Raw genomic sequence first — 17,542 nt, 5'->3', positions numbered from 1 at the left:
ATATTGACTTCAGGCTGCTATAATCAAACTCTGGGGGTGGCGGATTGCTGAGGGATATTGACCTCAGGCTACTGGAGATATTCTGCTGTGTTTATGAAAAGAAGAGCCTTACGGAGGCTACCAAATGCTTACATGCCTCCCAGTCAACCCTATCATTCCATATAAAGAACCTTGAAAAGCAGGTTGGGCAGAAACTCTTTTACAGGAAGGGTAAGTCGCTTGTCCCAACGACCATAGCTGATAGACTCTACGATTATGCGAAAGAGCTTATGGATTTTAAACTCAGATTGATTGAGGATATAGGCAGGTACTCAGGTAAGAGGGGAGGTCTTGTCAGAATAGGTGCAAGCAGTATTCCGGGGAACCACATACTCCCGGAACTCGTAGGGAAGTTTATGGAGGATTACAGGGGGAACGTAAGTGTTGAGCTTGTTATTGGAGACAGCATAGATGTGTACGCAAGAGTGTTGAGGGGTGAGCTTGACTTCGGTATCGTAGGTTACCTCCCCGAAAAGGGGAGGGTAGAATCCATGCAGTTCTATGAAGACAGGATATGGGCTGTGGCAAACCCAGAACTTGAAGAGAGAACTTACCACCTTGAGGAGCTTAAGGAAGTTCCCCTGGTGATTCGGGAGGAGGGTTCAGGTACGAGAAGGAAGGTGGAAGAGGTCCTCATGAGGTACGGAGTGTCCATAAAGGATATGAACATCGTTGCTACCGTCGGAAGCAATGAGGCTATAAAAGGCATACTCAGGTATGTTGTTGGTTTCTCCTTCCTGTCCGAATACGCTGTGCGCAAGGATAACTTTCTCGTGAAGCTCAGAATAGCAAACTTTGAACCTGTTACCAGAAGGTTTTACCTTATCAGAGACAGGAGCAGACCGGTTCCTATCATCGCCCAGGAACTTATAGAGTTCCTAATTTTAAATTCCAAAACGATGTTTTAAAAGACTTTGTTAAATATTAAAACTGAAAATTTTAAAATTTAAATATAATCTCCAGGTTATATAAAGACATTCTAATAAAATTAAATTTTCATATCTCTTGTAGCACAAGGTTTTAAACCTGGTTCCTTTCGCTTTCTTTTCCTGTCGCTTATGGCTGCCCGGAAGGACGTGTTTTTGGTGTTTTACAAAGGTCCCTTATATTAAAGGGAAGAATCTTTCGTATAGGAGGTGCAAGTATGGAGCTTTCAAGGAGGGGATTTCTCAAGCTCTCGGCTGGGAGTTTGGGAGCCAGTGTCATTGGAGGTCTCGGTTTTGACCTCACCCAGGCTCATGCTCGCGTTAGGGAGCTGAAGATCGCAAAGGCAAAGGTAACCAAAAGCATCTGCCCATATTGCTCTGTTTCCTGCGGAGTTTTGGCTTACTCCCTTTCGGACGGAGCTATGAACGTTAAGGACAGGATAATACACATTGAGGGTAACCCGGACGACCCGATAAACAGGGGAACTCTGTGCCCTAAGGGAGCAACCCTGAGGGACTTCGTGAACGCTCCCGACAGACTGAAGAAGCCTATGTATAGACCTGCCGGAGCCTCCGAGTGGAAGGAGATAACCTGGGATGAGGCTATAGAGAAGTTCGCAAGATGGGTAAAGGACACGAGGGACAGGACCTTTGTACACAAGGATAAGGCAGGCAGGGTTGTAAACAGGTGTGACTCCATAGTTTGGGCTGTAGGCTCTCCCCTCGGTAATGAAGAGGGGTGGCTCATGGTCAAAGTTGGTATTGCCTTAGGTCTTTCGGCACGAGAAACGCAGGCGACTATATGACACGCACCTACGGTGGCCAGTTTGGCCCCAACCTTCGGAAGAGGAGCTATGACCAACAACTGGGTGGACATCTCCAACTCGGACCTCGTATTTGTTATGGGAGGAAACCCGGCGGAAAACCACCCTTGCGGTTTCAAGTGGGCTATAAAGGCTCGTGAGAAGAGGGGGGCGAAGATAATATGCATAGACCCAAGGTTCAACAGAACCGCGGCTGTTGCAGACATATTTGCCCAGATAAGACCAGGTTCGGACATAGCCCTCCTGGGTGGTCTTATTAACTACGTACTCCAGAATGAAAAGTACCAGAAGGAGTACGTAAAACTCCATACGACCGCACCCTTCATAGTTAGAGAGGATTACGGCTTCAAGGACGGTCTCTTTACTGGATACGATCCCAAGACAAAGAGTTACGACAAGACTACCTGGGACTATGAGTTTGACCCAGCCACAGGGTACCCAAAGATGGATCCAACCTTAAAGCATCCAAGATGTGTGCTGAACATATTGAAAGAACATTACTCCCGTTATACACCTGAGGTAGTTGAGAAGATAACGGGAATCCCCAAGGAGAAGTTCCTTCAGATAGCTGAAGAGGTTGCCAAGTGTGGTACACCTGACAGGAATATGACCATACTCTATGCTCTCGGATGGACCCACCACTCCTACGGAACCCAGCTCATAAGAACAGCCTGTATGCTCCAGCTGCTCCTTGGTAACATCGGTGTCGCTGGGGGAGGCATAAACGCCCTCAGAGGGCACGCCAACGTTCAGGGTATGACGGACCTCGCCGGGCAAAACAAGAACCTGCCCACTTACATAAAGCCACCAAAACCGGATGAGCAAACCCTGGAGCAACACCTTAAGAACAGAACACCTAAAAAGCTCCATCCCACAAGCATGAACTACTGGGCAAACTATCCCAAGTTCTTTATAAGCTTCCTGAAGTGTATGTGGGGTGACGCCGCAACGCCTGAAAATGACTTCGCCTACGACTACCTCTACAAACCTGAAGGAGGCTACAACTCCTGGGACAAGTTTATAGACGACATGTACAAAGGAAAGATAGAGGGGGTTGTAACGGCAGCTCTTAACTTCGTTAACAATACACCTAACGCCAAGAAGACGGTAAGAGCCCTGCAGAACCTCAAATGGATGGTCGTAATGGACCCCTTCATGATAGAGACTGCCCAGTTCTGGAAGGCTGAGGGTATAAACCCTGCTGATATTAAGACCGAGGTACTTGTTCTACCGACGGCAACATTCCTTGAAAAGGAAGGCTCAATGACCAACAGTGCGAGGTGGATAAAGTGGAAGTATAAGGCTACCGATCCTCCCGGGGACGCCAAGGACGAGTACTGGATATTCGGAAAGTTCTTCATGAGGATAAAAGAGCTTTATGAGAAGGAAGGAGGAGCGTTCCCCGACCCTATACTCAACCTCGTCTGGCCCTATCAGAACCCTTACTATCCGACCGCCGAGGAGATACTAACTGAGATAAACGGGTACTATACCAGGGATGTGGAGGAGCACAAGAAAGGGGAGAGGGTAAAGCTATTTACAGCTCTGAAGGATGATGGTTCTACCGCATGCGGTGGATGGCTTTACTCGGGTGTCTTCCCGCCGGAAGGCAACTTGGCTAAGAGAACGGAACTGAGCGACCCACTTGGGCTGGGAACCTACCCCAATTACGCCTGGAACTGGCCCGCCAACAGGAGGGTTCTTTACAACAGAGCTTCCTGCGATGAAAAGGGAAGACCATGGGACCCGGAGAGACCACTCCTGAGATGGGACCCTGAAAAGGGTATGTGGGTAGGAGATACTCCCGACACGGCTGCTACAAAACCTCCAGAAGCAGGGATTGGTGCCTTCATAATGCTCCCAGAGGGAAGAGGAAGACTCTTTGCCGCAAAGAGCTACGCCACCTTTGCTGAAGGACCACTGCCGGAGCACTACGAACCCTACGAGTCCCCGGTTGCCAACATCCTCCACCCCAACGTTCCCCACAACCCCGTTGCAAAAGTGTACAAGGCAGACATAGACCTCTTAGGCACGCCCGATAAGTTTCCCTACGTAGCTACAACTTACAGACTAACCGAACATTACCACTTCTGGACAAAGCACATCTATGGGACCTCTCATTTAGCACCGGTTATGTTTGTTGAGATACCCGAAGAGCTTGCAAAGGAGAAAGGAATACAAAATGGAGACATGGTTAAAGTGGAGACGGCGAGGGCGTCCATAGAGGCGGTTGCCTTAGTCACGAAGAGGATAAAACCCCTAAAGGTTGCAGACAAGACCGTTTACACGGTAGGTATACCGATACACTGGGGTTTTGAAGGTCTTGTAAAGGGTGCGATAGCCAACTTCATAACGCCAAACGTTTGGGACCCTAACTCAAGGACGCCTGAGTTCAAGGGTTTCCTTGCAAATATTGAAAAGGTGAGAGCTTAAGGAGGGATATGAGATGAGTGCATTAACAACCGGTGGAACTGTTGGACTTGGGATAAGGAGAATGTCCGCCTCTAAGGAGCCGGACACAACTGTAAAAAGCTACCCGGATCTGGCTATACTCGTTGATATATCTTCATGTATAGGCTGTAAAGCCTGTGAAGCTGCTTGTCAGCAATGGCACGACCTAACACCGCCTATAATGACCCCTGAAGAGGTTGTTCAGAGAAAGATCGCAGGTTATCAGTCTCATCCAGACCTCAGACCGGACCTATTCATGCTGATGAAATTTAACGAGGGGGAGACGAGCAGGGGGTTCACCTGGTTCATAACCAAGTACCAGTGCATGCACTGCAGGGAACCAGGATGTCTGATTGCCTGCCCCTCCCCTGGAGCTGTTATTCAGTACCAGAACGGCGTGGTGGACTTTGACCACTCCAAGTGCATAGGATGTAAGATGTGTCTGGTTGGTTGTCCCTTTGACGTTCCGAGGTACGACGCCAACAACAAGCCTTGGAAGTGTAACTTCTGTATAGACAGGGTTGAGGCTGGTCTTGAACCTGCCTGCGTTAAGACCTGTCCTACCAACTGTCTGACCTTCGGCCTGAAGGAGGATATGGTTGAGAAGGGTAAGAAGATAGTGGAAAGGCTAAAGAACATGGGTTACCCGAATGCAATCCTCTATGACCCTCCAGGGGTTAATGGAACGGGTTATATGTACGTTCTACCCCATGGAGACCATGTTAAGGATTACAACCTCCCGGAAAACCCGAGGATAGACGCATCAATAGGTCTCTGGAAGGGACCTCTGAAATGGATAGGCAGTGTTGCTCTTTGGGGTACGCTGCTTGGGGCATTTCTGCAGCTTGTCCTCTGGGGACCGATAAGGGTTCTCGGCGGAAAAGAGGAAAAGAGTGAGGAGGGTTGATCATGGCTGTTGAAAGCACAAAGGTTTATGAGGAGCAGATAGAGAGGTTTTCTGCGATTGATAGGGTGCTCCATTGGGCTACAGCCCTATCCTTCCTTTACTGCCTTCTTTCGGGTATAGGTATAGCCTATCCGAAGTTTCACTGGCTTTTGACCTTTCTCGGTGGTGGTGAGTTTGCCCGCTGGCTCCACCCGTGGGCCGGCGTCGTCTTTTCAATAGGTGCGGTTCTCATGATCCTCAAATGGGCGAGGGACATGGTGATAACCGGTGAGGACGTACTCTGGCTGACGAAGATAAAAGCCTACATAAGCGGAAGGCACGAGGAACTTCCCGAGGTCGGAAAATATAATGCAGGGCAGAAGCTATACGCCTGGATAGTCTTCCTTAGTGCCGTAGTCTTCTTCCTGACAGGTATAGTCATGTGGTTCCCCGAGAACTTCGGTATGGGACTTGTGCGCTGGTCTGTGGTTATACACGAGATAAGTTTCATAATAGCCGGAGCCTTCACGATAATACACATCTACATGGGAACCATCGGGGTTCCGGGCACACTGGGATCCATGATAGGGGGGAAGGTATCCGCCACGTGGGCTAAGTTTCATCACCCCAAGTGGTACAGGGAGGTGAAGAAGTGAAAACTTTCGTATCTATTCTCCTTGGGGGCTTTTGCCTCCTTTCCCTCTCTTACTCTCAGGAGCTTAAAGCTCAGGCTGAGTTGGTAAATGGCGAAGGTAAGGTTATTGGTAGGGCTGAGCTTATAGAAACAACCTCTGGAGTTCTTATAAAGCTCCAGGCGAGTGGCCTTCCTCCAAACGCTGAGCTCGCTTTTCACATTCATGAGCTCGGTGTATGTGAACCTCCTGACTTCAAGAGTGCTGGTGGACACTTCAATCCTTACGGGAGTAAACATGGGCTTTTGAATCCTGAGGGACCCCATGCGGGAGACATGCCCAATATTTACACGGACGGAAGGGGAAACGTAAAGGTTCAGGTTCTGAACACTTTCGTAACACTAAGAAGGGGAGAGAAGAATAGCCTCTTTAAGGAGGGTGGGACCGCTTTGATGGTTCACGGAGGACCGGATGATTACACCTCTGACCCGGCTGGGAATGCCGGCAAGAGAATAGCCTGTGGGGTGATTAGATGAATATATTCAAGCAGAAGGAAAGAGAGTTTGCCCTGGCAAGGGTAAAGCAACTTAAGGAAAAGTTTCCAGAGTCAAGACAGATACTTGACTTTATGGAAAGGATTCTTGAGTTTCAGAACAGGGTTATTGAAGACATCTCGGAGAAAGGTATTCCGATAGACACCTCTGAAGCGCAGGGCAGGATAAAACACGGAAAGCCAGCCCTTAATCTGAGTTCTGTGGACTGGAAGCCCTTCCTGCCTTACATGAGGGAGCTCTTAGACATCGCCTCTGATATCGGAACGGAGGAAATCAAGGCTGAGGCAGACAGGTTAAGACTTTCCTCTCAGGAGGAGCTTTTGGCTCAGCTCGTTAATTTCACAGAGGGTATGGAAACTAACCCGATAGAGAGATTACTGTTCATGGCTTTTCTGCAACCGATTCTTTACGTGGTCTCCGACAGCGTGAGCTTTAAACAGGAAGCTTGGCTCAAGAATACCTGTCCAGTATGTGGCTCCAAACCTTCAGTATCTTTCTTAACCGATACGGAAGAATGGGAAGGAGGCAGACTCTTAAGGTGTAGCCTGTGCCTGACGGACTGGCTTTACATAAGGACTAAATGTGTTGAGTGTGGGAACAATGAGGACGATAAACTTGATTACTTTGTCAGTCAGGATGTTAGCTATATTGAGCTGCAAGCCTGCACCCAGTGCCACAGGTACATAAAGCTCGTTGATATGAGGAAGGACGGTCTTGCAGTCCCTGACCTTGAAGATATCGCTTCTGTCAGCCTTGACCTGTGGGCTGAAGGTGAAGGTTACACGAAGGTGGAAAAGAACCTGTTGGGTTTTTGAGTATGCTCAGGAGGGACTTCATAAAGGCTGTCCTTGCTTTTCCTCTATTGTATTCTAGGTTAGCCATGGGAGAAGATGTAAAGGTTCTCGGATGTACCCTAAAGGCTGATAGACTCTACAGGATAGAACCCTATAGAATGCTCTTCCAATGGGTTAAAGATGAGGGTGCCGGAGTTTATTCCGTTGGTATGGTTTCTATCCTTGCAGCCCTATCCTATCCCCTTTACTCTATAAGGGTTAAACCGGTTGGAACTAATCTGGAGTTTGATGATAACTTAGCTACTGTTGAAGCGGGTAAGAGAATCGCAACCTTTCCAACACCTCTATCCGGTGAGGTGGTCGCCGTTAATGAAGAGGTGATAAAAAACCCAGAACTGGTAAACAGGAAGCCTTACACCTACTGGATAGCGAAGATAAAGGCTACAAAACCGGAGGAGTTGAGAAATTTACAACGGGTAGAAGAGGTATATGAAGAGATTAAAGGGGTTATAATCAAGGAAGATATAGATTGTAGTAAAGTGGAGGAGTAGGGAGAGGTTGGTAGGCTGGTGCCGCCCCGGGACTTCAAATCCCGTGGGAGGTCCTGCAGGGGGTCTCCGGAGGGTTCAATTCCCTCCCTCTCCCGCCAGGGGGAGCTATGAAGAGGATATACCTAGATAACGCAGCAACGACGCCTTTGCTTCCGGAAGTAAAGGATTTTATGTGTCGTGCCCTTGAACTTTATGGAAATCCTTCAAGCTCTCATAGGATAGGGGAGGAAGCCAGAGAGCTCCTTGAACTTGCCAGAGAGAACATAGCGAGCTTCTTGAACGTATTACCGTCAGAGATAGTTTTTAACTCTTGTGCTACCGAGGGGAACAACACGGTTCTGAGAAATGTGCTTTATCTGAAAAGAAGGGGGAATATAGTCATTTCCTCCATAGAGCACAAATCTGTTAAGGCGGTAGCCAGAGAGCTTGAAAAGGAGGGTATAGAGCTTCGGGAAGCTATAGTCGGAACAGATGGAATTGTTGAGCTTGAAGCTTTACAAACTTTAATTGACGAAGATACTTTACTTGTTTCTGTGATGAGCGTTAGCAACGAGTTCGGAACTATCCAGCCCATACATGAGATATCAAAACTTTGCATGGAGAGAGGTGTACCTTTCCATACTGATGCTGTTCAGGCTTTGGGCAAGGTCAACTTCTCCCTTCAAGGGGTTAATTACGCTACCTTTTCCGCCCACAAGTTCCACGCCCCCAAAGGTGTAGGTTTTATGTTTGTTAGGGAGGGAAGTGTTCTAAAACCACTCCTGTTGGGCGGAGGTCAGGAGGGAGGACTCAGGAGTGGAACCCAGAACTTACCCGGTATACTTGCCATGGCAAAAGCTTTAGAACTTATATACGAAAACCTTGATGAGAACATAAGTAAAGTTGAGAAACTGAGAGACTCTTTTGAAAGCCTGCTTCTGGAAAAAATTCCTGACGTAAAGATTGTCGGTAAGTATTCCAGGAGAAGCCCTTCAATATCAGCCGTGATATTTCCCAGAGGAAACAGCCGGGATATAGTGAATGGTTTGTCTGAGAGAGACCTGTTTTGCTCTTCTGGGTCAGCCTGCTCTTCTGGAGAAGTCATTCCTAATGAACACCTTATAAAGATGGGGTTCTCCCAGGAGGAGGCAACCCGTATGGTGCGTTTTTCCTTTGGACTCTTAAACGGGGAGGAGGAAGTCTCAGAAGCGGTGGACAGAATTTTAAAGGTCTTATAATAGCTCTGTGAGAAAGATAGCCGCTTCTCTACTTCTGTTTAAGTTTGCCTTCTCACTTGAGGTGTACCTTTACCCCCAGTATTTCCTCTGGAAAGAGTTCAGTCCTGCAGGAGGAAAGCTCCTGGAGGAATCTGGTTTCCTGCTGGGTCTTGGTTTGAGAGGAGATGTGGGCTACTTTACGGGAAAAGCGGAACTTTACGGAGGGACGGTGGACTATGACGGTCAGACTCAGGTTGGAGACCCCGTCCAGACTGACACCAACTACATTGGGACATCATTGGCGGGTGGGATGTGGTTTGAGACGGGAAAGGTTATCAGGTTTAGAGGAGAGGCACTTTACCACTTTGACCTGTGGGTCAGGGATATAGAATCTACCTCTGAGGCGGTCGGCTACTCGGAGAGATGGTTTTTTGATTCGTTAGATTTGGGATTAAAGGTTTCCTCTGGGGAACTGTACGCCTTTGGTACCTACAGGCTCATGCTCAGGGATGCCCGCATGCAAGCTTCCCTTGAGGGAATTCCCGAACTCAGACCCAAGATGGGACCTGCCTATGAACTGGGGGTTGGTATGAAAGGAGCGTCTTACGGAGTTGAGCTGGTTTACTCCTATGTTAAATTTAAACGTTCGGAACCCGAGCCTTACGGTAGCGGCTACGTACTCCAGCCCGAATCCGAGAAGCAAACCCTATCCCTAAGGCTCATATCCTACTTTTAGGAGAAAAGCCTATCCCCTACATCCCCAAGCCCGGGTATTATGTATCCTTTATCGTTAAGTCCTTCATCTACACTAACCGTAAAGAGCTCATGTTGGACGTTCTCCTTGCAGACCCTTTCAATGCCCTCCGGTGAACATACTATGTGAATGCTCAGTGTTTTTAAAGGATAGCCTTTAGCAACCTCCTCAAGGGCTTTCAAAAGTGTCCCTCCTGTTGCGAGCATCGGATCAAGGATAACCGCTATTCTCCCCTTAAGCTTGGGAAGCCTTGAGTAGTATATCTTTGACTCTAAAGTCTCCTCGTCCCTCTTTATACCTAAAAAGCCTGAGCTGGCGTTAGGCAACACCTTCAGCGCCCCTTCAAGCATAGGAACTCCAGCCCTCAGTATAGGGATAAATACGACTTCTTCTTCGTTTACGAAGGAAAACTCCCTTCTCCCCGTCCATATCTCTATCTCCCTGGCATGGGTCTTTAGGTCTGCAAGAGCCTCGTAAACCATAAGGGTGGCTAACTCCTCAAGAAGCTTCCTAAACACTTCACGGTGGGTTGATAGGTCTCTCATCCTGTTGAGCTTGTGGAGTAGTATTGGATGTTTTAGCTCCCTTACCAAGGTAATTAAATTTTACTACCTCTTTATGCCTGAAGTTATCTCTGTTAAAGGCAGGAGAACGCTCACAACTATCACACCAACTATCACTCCTATCAGCAAGATTGATATCGGTTCAATGAGTCTAACCCAGAGGTTTATAAGTCTGAGGGCTTCCTTCTGGTAAAGCTCTGAAACAAGACGTAGCATTCTTTCAAGCTCCCCACTGCTTTCCCCTGTTTCTACAAGGTTTATAAAGAGAGGGGGGAAAAGCCCTGTCTTTTTCAACACCCAAGAAAGACTCTGCCCCCTGTCTATCTCCTGAGATAGGACCTCCAGTCTGCTCCTTATGTAGGTGTTTGATACACTTCCTGTGGCTATCCTGAAAGCGTTTGTTATGGGGACTGAGGAGAGGAGGGTCATGTAAAGGGTGTAAGCGAACCTTGACAGGTTAAAGTAAAAACCAACCCTTCCTACCACTGGGACTTTTAGGACAAGCCTGTCTATCCTACCCTTTCCGATAAGCTTCTCTCTGTAGAGGAACCCCAGTAATATCAACGGGGAGAGGTAAAGAACATAGGTCAACAGGTCTGAGAAGAGAATAACAACCTTCGTTACCAGAGGAAGTTCCTTACCGAAGCCTTCAAGAACTTTTGCTATCCGTGGGACAACAAATTTTATGGCTATGAAGAGGGCAAAGATACTGAAACCTATAACCACGGAGGGGTAGGTTATGGCACTTACTATCCTGGACTTCATTTCGGCTACCGTTTCAAGATGTTTACCTGCTACCTCAAAGACTTTCTCCAGGTTTTCCCCTGTTTCCGCCGCTGTTAGCATCTCTGAGAGGAACTCAGGAAATATGCCGCTCTTCCTGAAAGCTGAAGAGAGGTTTTCTCCACGCTCAACGCTGCTTTTGATATCAAGCAGGGCACTGGTTATCCTACTGTCATTTGTCTGGGAGGATACAAGTTCAAGCGCTTTGGAGAGAGGTATGCCTGATTCAATAAGTATGGAAAGTTGTAGGAGGATAAAGGACAGCTCTTCCTCCGAGGGTTTACCGAGATGGAACTCCCTCTTCCACAGGGGTGTCTTCTGTGATACAGGCTCTACTGAGGTGGGAAGTACACCTTCCCCTTTAAGTCTGCTTAAGGCTTCTCTTCTTGTGCTCGCTTCAACCTTGCCTTTGATCCGCTTTCCCTCTTTTATGCCTTCGTATATGTACTCAGCCATCAATAGAGCCTCTTGTAGACTATCTCATTTTTACTTCTATCGTAGACCACTTCAAGGGTGGTTTCAACATCCCCTGTTTTAACCGTCTCCTTTAACCTGAAGAAGGAGCTCTTAACGTCTATCACCTTTTGAATTCTGTAAAGGATATCAAAACTCATACCTTCCACAAGAACAAGGTCGTTGATGCTTTTAAAGGGCTTTTTAGCCCTGTACTCAATAATTCTATCTGCCAAACTGGAATCTATCCCCGGGTCAAGAGCCATTAGGATATACTTTGGTGCCGTATTCACGTTTATCTTTCCTGAGGAGTACGTGGTCACCAGGCTAAGGACTCCTGGATAACTTATGTCCCCCTCAGTTTTTCCGTACAGCTCATCCCTTTTCATACCCAGGAATTCAAGCTCCTCGGGGGAATCCATCGGAGCTCTCTTTAAAGGATACTCGCTTTCAAAGTTCTTAGGCTCTTTCCCTATCCACGCTAAGAGTCTATCGGTGTAACCCTGACTTACCCCTAAGAGGTTGAGGAGTCTCTCAAAGACTTCTCTGTACAGGGGGTCTTCTCCCACTTTGTTGAGGTTTAAGAACCTGTCCTCGTCGTATATTACAACCTCAAGGCTACCTTTCTCGGTTTGAACCGCAAAGGGCATCGCCCATGGGTCGGAGAGGGCATCGTAACTGGCATCCTCACTTTTCAAACTCTGAATTATGTAGGGAAGTAGGGATAGGAGAGCATGGTAGGACTGCTGCTTTTTGTAAACCTTTTCAACTATATTGATTGTTGAACTCGTGGATTGGAGGGTGCTAACCACGTATCCTGAAAGCAGGAGGAAGAAGGATAGCACGAAGACTATTACCAACTTTTACCTGGCCACTTCCCACTCGGTTATGAGTTGATTTCCCCTTTTAAAGTGAGACCTGAGCCTGAGATGAAGGATATCCTTAAGTTTTTTAAAGCCCTCTCCTCCTACAAGGGTTGGAACGTTTTCTCCACCTACTATGACAGGTAGGTGTATAAGCCTTATCTCATCAACCTTTTTCCTCTTCACAAACTCCCAGTTTATGGAGGCACCGCCTTCAACCATAAGGGTTTTTATACCCATGTCGTAGAGCTTTGGTAAGAGCTGGTCAAAATCTACAAGCTCGTCCCCTGCAAAGATTATCTGGGCTCCTTTTTCCTTTATCTTCTCAATTCTGTCCTTGGGAGCCCTTTCTGTAGTTGCTATTATGGTTGGTGCTTCTTCGGTGTTCAGAACGTTTGCATCAAGGGGGACGTTTGCCGTTGAGCAGGGTATTATCCTTGTTGGGTTCTTCCCCTTCACGTACCTTACTGTAAGGCTTGGGTTATCAGTCCTTACGGTCTCGCAGCCGACCATTATCCCGTCAACCTTCGCCCTGATCTCGTGGAGATAACGATAAGCCTCCTCATCCATGAGGCTCATAAGCTCTTTAGATGAAGCTCCCCTGTAAAGGGTAAGCTTCCCATCTATACTCACCTCTGAAACAATTATTACGTACGGTCTCTTTTCCATTATTCGTACTCCTTACCGTAGTGTTTGTAAAGGTAAATTATCCTGACCAGCAAGGATATTAGGGTTAAAAGAGCTACAAGCTTGATTCCAAAGTTAAGTCCCAGGGGGAAATGAGCACGTTCCAGCAGTGCAAAGGTTATAAGGGTAAGGTGTGTTTCAGGCCTTCCAAAGAAACCTATACCTTCAAGAGGGTCTTTTATCTTACCCCTCACCCTCTCTGAATATCCGATCTCTGCATAGGCTACAGGCTTTATAAAGGAGTGAAGCATGGAGACCACAACGGCAGTTGTAGCAACAAAGGGAGAGGCAAAGGCAAAGCCTACCGCACCCAGCACGAAACCGTCCACCCATTTGTCTGCAACCCAGTCAAAGACCTCCCCAAACTTGGAAGTTCTCTCCGTCTCACGGGCTACAACTCCGTCTATGAGGTCAAAGAGTCCGGAAAGAATCAGAAAGCTCACAGCCGTGAGGACCTTTTCGTTGTAGAAGAAGTAGGCGGAGACTGTGCCAAGGAACAGGGAGATCAGAGTTATAAGGTTGGGGTGTATTCCCGTCCTTGCGATCGCAAGCCCCAGAGGAACGTAAAGTTTCTTAAGATTTTCTCTCTTGCTGGTGAGGTTCATTTAAGCTCCTTCCCCGTAATCCAGGGCATCATCTTTCTAAGCTCTTCTCCCACTTTCTCTATCAGGTGTTCCCTGTCTCTTTCAAGGAGGGCGTGGTAAACAGGTCTTCCCGCTTTGTTCTCAAGGACCCATTCCCTTGCAAACTCACCCTTCTGAATTTCTGTAAGTATATCCTTCATCAAGGGTTTAACGGCTTCGTATATTCTCTCACCACGGGTAACGTCTCCGTACTTTGCGGTGTCAGAGATTGAGTATCTCATACCGGCTATTCCGTACTGGTATATAAGGTCAACAATGAGCTTTAGCTCGTGGAGACACTCAAAGTAAGCCACTTCCGGTTGATACCCGGCTTCAGTAAGGGTTTCAAAACCAGCCTTTATAAGGGCTGTCACCCCTCCACACAGCACCGATTGTTCTCCGAATAGGTCTGTCTCCGTTTCCTCCTTGAAGGAGGTTTCTATAACCCCAGCCCTTGTGGCACCGAGCCCCTTGGCGTAAGCAAGGGCTTTATCCAAACAGCCTCCGGTGGCGTCCTGGTATATGGCTACAAGTGCCGGAACCCCCTTTCCTTCCTCATACATCCATCTGACCAGATGTCCTGGACCCTTTGGGGCAACCATAAAGACATCTACATCCGGGGGAGGAACTATCTGCTTAAAGTGAATATTAAACCCGTGGGCGAAGGCGAGGGTTTTCTTAGGGTTAAGGTTGGGTTCAACACACTCTCTGTAAAGGTCAGGTTGAACCGTATCTGGAACAAGAAACATTATTATGTCCGCTACCTTGGAAGCTTCGGAGGGTGTCAGAACTTCAAAGCCGTCCTTCTTTGCCTTTTCCCTGGACCTGCTCTTTTCATGAAGGCCTATAACAACGTCCACTCCGCTGTCCTTAAGATTTAAGGCGTGAGCGTGGCCTTGAGAGCCGTAACCAAGTATGGCTACCTTCTTTCCCTTGATAGGTTCAAGGGAAGCGTCGCTGTCGTAGTATATCTTAGCCATTCCTTACCTCCGTTATGTTTCTATCAGAATTATATAACAGGACATCCGTTATTAATTCGTTAGTCAAGAGCATAAACTCTTCCCTTATGCCCACCTTCCCTTCTCTTACTTCAAAAAACCCCCTTAAATGCTCTGGAACCAAAGTTAACTCCTCTTCCCTTAAACCCCACTTGAGCCTGAGTTTAAGCATGAGCTCTTCTTCATAGAGCTCTTTTTCACTCAGCCCTATTTCGCTCTGCACAGGTCTTTTGAGCTCGGAAACTGCCTTTATATAGCTTCCTATGTTCTTGCTGTTTCCATAGCGTTTCTTTTCTAAGAAACCCCAGGCGGAAACACCGAGTCCAAGAAACTCTTCCATCGTCCAGTACAGCAGGTTGTGCCTGCACTCCTTTCCCTCCTTAGCCCAGTTGGATATCTCGTATCTTCCGTAACCCAGCTCCTTTAGTCCTTTCCACAGCCTTGTATATATATCCTCAAGGGTTTCCTCTTCTGGAGTTTGCATTTCTCCTCCCAGTATCTTATTACCCATCGGTGTACCCCCGTAAGGTGTAAGCATATACGCTGATACGTGATCTGGCTTCAAGCTGCCAATCCAATTGAGCTCTGTGCTGATATCCTCTGGCTTTTGCTCCGGGAAGGCAAATATAAGGTCAAGGTTTACGTTTTCAAAACCTGCTTCTCTGGCGTCCATGTAAGCCCTAATAGATTCTTCAACACTATGCTCTCTGCTCAGTATCCTGAGACCCTTTTCGGTAAAACTCTGAACGCCTATGCTCAACCTGTTTACACCTGCACTGAGCAGTTCTTTAAACTCATTGTATCGGTAAGTTTCAGGGTTACATTCAACCGTTATCTCCAGAACTCCAGATAGGTTGAAGAGCCTGTCTAACTCTTCAAGGAGCTTGCCCAACAGGTAGGGAGGTAAAAGGGTTGGGGTTCCTCCACCAAAGTAAACGCTCTCTATCTTCGCACTGACATCACCGTACAGCTTTGCCTCCCTTATAAGGAGTTTTATGTAATCTTCATGCTTCAGGGGATAGCTTACTACGGACGTAAAATCACAATAGGGACACTTGTAAGAGCAGAAGGGTATGTGAATATAAATTCCTTTCACCATTACTCATAATTTACTTCTTTGGCGAGAACGGGTACGACACCCGTCAGCTCGCGATATATACTCATAAGTATACCTATCATAATGCTGAAGGTAAGCATTGAACTGCCCCCAAAGCTCACAAAAGGTAGCGGTATTCCCACTACAGGGAACAGTCCAAGGGTCATAAGGATATTGACCGAGTACTGAAAGAAAAACAGAGAGAAAACTCCTGCTATGAACAGCACTTCTGAGCTGGTAATAGCTATTCTGAGATAGCTGAATATCCTTAGGAGGAAAAAGAATACAAGAAGGACAAAGAGAGATGTTCCCATAAAGCCGAGTTCCTCTCCTATAACTGAGAAGATAAAGTCTGTATGGGCTTCAGGTAGAAACATCAGCTGGGATTGGGTACCTTTTAAAACTCCCTTACCCGTTATACCACCTGAGCCTATCGCTATAACCGACTGTATGAGCTGATAGCCACTTCCAAGGTAATCGCTGTAAGGATCAATAACCGCAAGGATTCTCTTCTTCTGGTAGTCTTTAAGAAGATTCCATATAAGAGGGGACGTTATCAGTAGGGTTAGACCTGCGAGGATAAAGTATCTGATTCGGACACCTTTGACAAATAGCATCACCATTAAAGGAACAAAGTACGTTGCTGCAGTCCCAAGGTCGGGTTGTTTGAGGGTAACAACTGCAGGTATTGAGAATACAAAAACCAGGAGAAGAACCTTCCTGTCCCTTAACCTCCTTATGTGAGGTAGAACGTAAGCCGTCAGGAGTATAAGGGAGAGTTTCATAAACTCAGAAGGTTGTATGTTTATGAACCCAAGGTTTAACCACCTCTTTGCACCGTAAACTTCTCTACCCATAATAAGTACCAAAACCAAAAGAAAGAGATTGAAGAGGTATATGTACAGTGAAAGGTCAAGTATATTTCTGAATTTTTCTCTTGATAGCAGAAAGATTATCAACCAGCTCAAGGCTACGTACAACAGGTGTTTTTTGAATAGAATCGGCATACCTTCGCTGTAAGAGGCGCTGAGCACACCTACAATACCAAAGAGCTGTATGCCCGCGAGCAGTAACAAGAGAACCCAGTCTAAGCCCCTAAACTCCCCCAGAAATCGCATTTATAACTCTAATATTATCTCCCTCTTCAACGTAGTCATCCTCGGATATAACTTCGTTGTTCTTAATTACAAGGGAAGAGAGGGGCGAGAGCCCCAATCTCCTCAGAAGTTCCTTAGCTTTCAGCTTATTTTCGGGTAGCTCTATCTCCTTACCTCTATACAGAACCTTTATGGACATTTGTTCGTATCAGATTTTACCTCATCTACGGCGTCCAGAAAAGACTCAAAGGGTCCCATATTTTTCATCGCTACAAATTTTGGTCCTCTGAACTTAAGTCTCCCAAACATCATAGCCCTCATTGGTCCATACTCCTTCCTGCCCATTTCAAGCCACCTTTCCGTGTCCGCGTACATAAGGAAGTCATTATCAGTGATATCGTCCTTCTTAGGACCACCATAGACACACATAGCCTGGTTGTTTTCATTCTTTATGGTGAGCTGAACTATCTTCTCGTCACCGCAGTCCTTTCTGTAAAGGAACAGCTTCCTCTCAGGAACCTCTTTCCATGCATCGTTCTGTCCCAGCTCGTTCACTAAGGCTGGCGTGTTATTCCAGACCTCGCAGAAGGCTTTAGCCCACTCCCCATCCATAAAGACCGGCTGAGCCAGGCTCACACCTCCGGCTAAAAGGAAGCTAAATAAAACCCTTTTCATTTTTCCACCTCCCTGATGACTTTGATGGAATACTATTAAATCCTCACTGGGGTGGACTTCAAGATAAGAGTTTTTAATATTCGGAAAAGTTATAAAA

General features: G+C 47.0%; 19 protein-coding genes and 1 tRNA gene. 10 read left to right on the top strand and 10 right to left on the bottom strand.

Features of this window, described 5'->3' with window-relative positions:
* The first annotated feature begins 44 nt into the window (after positions 1 to 44).
* The 10 genes from BCF55_RS06970 (at position 45) to BCF55_RS06925 (ending at position 9,589) form a co-directional block, all read left to right on the top strand.
* Positions 45 to 947 (top strand): selenium metabolism-associated LysR family transcriptional regulator, encoded by a 903-nt coding sequence (locus BCF55_RS06970; protein ID WP_121011969.1) that lies wholly within the window; start codon positions 45 to 47, stop codon positions 945 to 947.
* Between the two features lie 236 nt (positions 948 to 1,183).
* Entirely contained in the window at positions 1,184 to 4,222 is a 3,039-nt protein-coding gene (gene fdnG / locus BCF55_RS06965) for a formate dehydrogenase-N subunit alpha (RefSeq protein WP_121011966.1), read from the top strand.
* 13 nt (positions 4,223 to 4,235) lie between these two features.
* Complete coding sequence (gene fdxH / locus BCF55_RS06960; RefSeq protein WP_121011963.1) at positions 4,236 to 5,147, top strand: formate dehydrogenase subunit beta; 912 nt, start codon at positions 4,236 to 4,238, stop codon at positions 5,145 to 5,147.
* A 2-nt stretch (positions 5,148 to 5,149) separates the two neighbouring features.
* Positions 5,150 to 5,782, top strand: coding sequence for a formate dehydrogenase subunit gamma (locus tag BCF55_RS06955; RefSeq protein ID WP_121011960.1), 633 nt, complete (start codon positions 5,150 to 5,152; stop codon positions 5,780 to 5,782).
* A complete protein-coding gene (locus BCF55_RS06950; protein WP_121011958.1) occupies positions 5,779 to 6,294 on the top strand; it encodes a superoxide dismutase family protein in 516 nt (171 codons plus the stop codon). The genes BCF55_RS06955 and BCF55_RS06950 overlap by 4 nt, the downstream gene beginning before the upstream one ends.
* Entirely contained in the window at positions 6,291 to 7,127 is an 837-nt protein-coding gene (locus tag BCF55_RS06945) for a formate dehydrogenase accessory protein FdhE (RefSeq protein WP_121011955.1), read from the top strand. Before BCF55_RS06950 ends, BCF55_RS06945 begins: the two co-directional genes overlap by 4 nt.
* Positions 7,128 to 7,129: 2 nt before the next feature.
* Entirely contained in the window at positions 7,130 to 7,657 is a 528-nt protein-coding gene (locus BCF55_RS06940) for a biotin/lipoyl attachment domain-containing protein (RefSeq protein WP_121011952.1), read from the top strand.
* Positions 7,657 to 7,755: transfer RNA gene (locus BCF55_RS06935), tRNA-Sec, on the top strand. Before BCF55_RS06940 ends, BCF55_RS06935 begins: the two co-directional genes overlap by 1 nt.
* A 9-nt stretch (positions 7,756 to 7,764) precedes the next feature.
* Positions 7,765 to 8,874 (top strand): cysteine desulfurase family protein, encoded by a 1,110-nt coding sequence (locus tag BCF55_RS06930; protein WP_121011949.1) that lies wholly within the window; start codon positions 7,765 to 7,767, stop codon positions 8,872 to 8,874.
* 7 nt (positions 8,875 to 8,881) lie between these two features.
* The gene (locus BCF55_RS06925; RefSeq protein ID WP_121011947.1) at positions 8,882 to 9,589 is read left to right on the top strand and encodes a hypothetical protein; all 708 of its coding nucleotides are present in this window, start codon (positions 8,882 to 8,884) and stop codon (positions 9,587 to 9,589) included.
* On the opposite strand, the gene upp is transcribed toward BCF55_RS06925, so the two are convergent.
* From upp to BCF55_RS06875, 10 genes are read right to left on the bottom strand one after another with little or no spacing between them, the layout of a single operon-like run.
* Positions 9,586 to 10,200 (bottom strand): uracil phosphoribosyltransferase, encoded by a 615-nt coding sequence (gene upp / locus BCF55_RS06920; RefSeq protein WP_121011945.1) that lies wholly within the window; start codon positions 10,198 to 10,200, stop codon positions 9,586 to 9,588. The two genes, BCF55_RS06925 and upp, sit on opposite strands and share 4 nt — an antisense overlap.
* Positions 10,201 to 10,215: 15 nt before the next feature.
* Complete coding sequence (locus BCF55_RS06915; protein ID WP_121011943.1) at positions 10,216 to 11,409, bottom strand: type II secretion system F family protein; 1,194 nt, start codon at positions 11,407 to 11,409, stop codon at positions 10,216 to 10,218.
* Positions 11,409 to 12,266 carry a type II secretion system minor pseudopilin gene (locus BCF55_RS06910; protein ID WP_121011941.1) on the bottom strand — a complete coding sequence of 286 codons (858 nt, stop codon included), beginning with the start codon at positions 12,264 to 12,266 and terminating at the stop codon, positions 11,409 to 11,411. Before BCF55_RS06910 ends, BCF55_RS06915 begins: the two co-directional genes overlap by 1 nt.
* Positions 12,267 to 12,269: 3 nt before the next feature.
* Complete coding sequence (locus BCF55_RS06905) at positions 12,270 to 12,938, bottom strand: dihydrofolate reductase family protein (RefSeq protein WP_121011939.1); 669 nt, start codon at positions 12,936 to 12,938, stop codon at positions 12,270 to 12,272.
* Complete coding sequence (locus BCF55_RS06900) at positions 12,938 to 13,561, bottom strand: CDP-alcohol phosphatidyltransferase family protein (protein ID WP_121011937.1); 624 nt, start codon at positions 13,559 to 13,561, stop codon at positions 12,938 to 12,940. Before BCF55_RS06900 ends, BCF55_RS06905 begins: the two co-directional genes overlap by 1 nt.
* Positions 13,558 to 14,559, bottom strand: a complete 1,002-nt coding sequence (gene ilvC / locus BCF55_RS06895) for a ketol-acid reductoisomerase (RefSeq protein ID WP_121011936.1) — start codon at positions 14,557 to 14,559, stop codon at positions 13,558 to 13,560. The genes BCF55_RS06900 and ilvC overlap by 4 nt, the downstream gene beginning before the upstream one ends.
* Positions 14,552 to 15,676: a radical SAM family heme chaperone HemW gene (gene hemW / locus BCF55_RS06890; RefSeq protein WP_121011934.1), complete on the bottom strand. Its 1,125-nt coding sequence runs from the start codon at positions 15,674 to 15,676 to the stop codon at positions 14,552 to 14,554. Before hemW ends, ilvC begins: the two co-directional genes overlap by 8 nt.
* Positions 15,676 to 16,791 (bottom strand): rod shape-determining protein RodA, encoded by a 1,116-nt coding sequence (gene rodA, locus BCF55_RS06885; RefSeq protein WP_121011932.1) that lies wholly within the window; start codon positions 16,789 to 16,791, stop codon positions 15,676 to 15,678. The genes hemW and rodA overlap by 1 nt, the downstream gene beginning before the upstream one ends.
* Positions 16,769 to 16,969 carry a MoaD/ThiS family protein gene (locus BCF55_RS06880; RefSeq protein ID WP_121011930.1) on the bottom strand — a complete coding sequence of 67 codons (201 nt, stop codon included), beginning with the start codon at positions 16,967 to 16,969 and terminating at the stop codon, positions 16,769 to 16,771. Before BCF55_RS06880 ends, rodA begins: the two co-directional genes overlap by 23 nt.
* Positions 16,960 to 17,445 (bottom strand): SCP2 sterol-binding domain-containing protein, encoded by a 486-nt coding sequence (locus BCF55_RS06875; protein WP_121011928.1) that lies wholly within the window; start codon positions 17,443 to 17,445, stop codon positions 16,960 to 16,962. The genes BCF55_RS06880 and BCF55_RS06875 overlap by 10 nt, the downstream gene beginning before the upstream one ends.
* Positions 17,446 to 17,542: the final 97 nt, after the last annotated feature.

This window comes from Hydrogenivirga caldilitoris, from assembly GCF_003664005.1.
Taxonomy (GTDB): Bacteria; Aquificota; Aquificia; order Aquificales; family Aquificaceae; genus Hydrogenivirga; species Hydrogenivirga caldilitoris.
This window is presented reverse-complemented; position numbering and strand designations above follow the sequence as displayed.

Coding starts and splice junctions, on each gene's coding strand:
- fdxH (WP_121011963.1), top strand. CDS start 4,236: ATGAGTGCATTAACAACCGGTGGAACTGTTGGACTTGGGATAAGGAGA.
- BCF55_RS06955 (WP_121011960.1), top strand. CDS start 5,150: ATGGCTGTTGAAAGCACAAAGGTTTATGAGGAGCAGATAGAGAGGTTT.
- BCF55_RS06945 (WP_121011955.1), top strand. CDS start 6,291: ATGAATATATTCAAGCAGAAGGAAAGAGAGTTTGCCCTGGCAAGGGTA.
- BCF55_RS06940 (WP_121011952.1), top strand. CDS start 7,130: ATGCTCAGGAGGGACTTCATAAAGGCTGTCCTTGCTTTTCCTCTATTG.
- BCF55_RS06930 (WP_121011949.1), top strand. CDS start 7,765: ATGAAGAGGATATACCTAGATAACGCAGCAACGACGCCTTTGCTTCCG.
- BCF55_RS06915 (WP_121011943.1), bottom strand. CDS start 11,409: ATGGCTGAGTACATATACGAAGGCATAAAAGAGGGAAAGCGGATCAAA.
- BCF55_RS06905 (WP_121011939.1), bottom strand. CDS start 12,938: ATGGAAAAGAGACCGTACGTAATAATTGTTTCAGAGGTGAGTATAGAT.
- BCF55_RS06900 (WP_121011937.1), bottom strand. CDS start 13,561: ATGAACCTCACCAGCAAGAGAGAAAATCTTAAGAAACTTTACGTTCCT.
- ilvC (WP_121011936.1), bottom strand. CDS start 14,559: ATGGCTAAGATATACTACGACAGCGACGCTTCCCTTGAACCTATCAAG.
- hemW (WP_121011934.1), bottom strand. CDS start 15,676: ATGGTGAAAGGAATTTATATTCACATACCCTTCTGCTCTTACAAGTGT.
- rodA (WP_121011932.1), bottom strand. CDS start 16,791: ATGCGATTTCTGGGGGAGTTTAGGGGCTTAGACTGGGTTCTCTTGTTA.
- BCF55_RS06880 (WP_121011930.1), bottom strand. CDS start 16,969: ATGTCCATAAAGGTTCTGTATAGAGGTAAGGAGATAGAGCTACCCGAA.
- BCF55_RS06875 (WP_121011928.1), bottom strand. CDS start 17,445: ATGAAAAGGGTTTTATTTAGCTTCCTTTTAGCCGGAGGTGTGAGCCTG.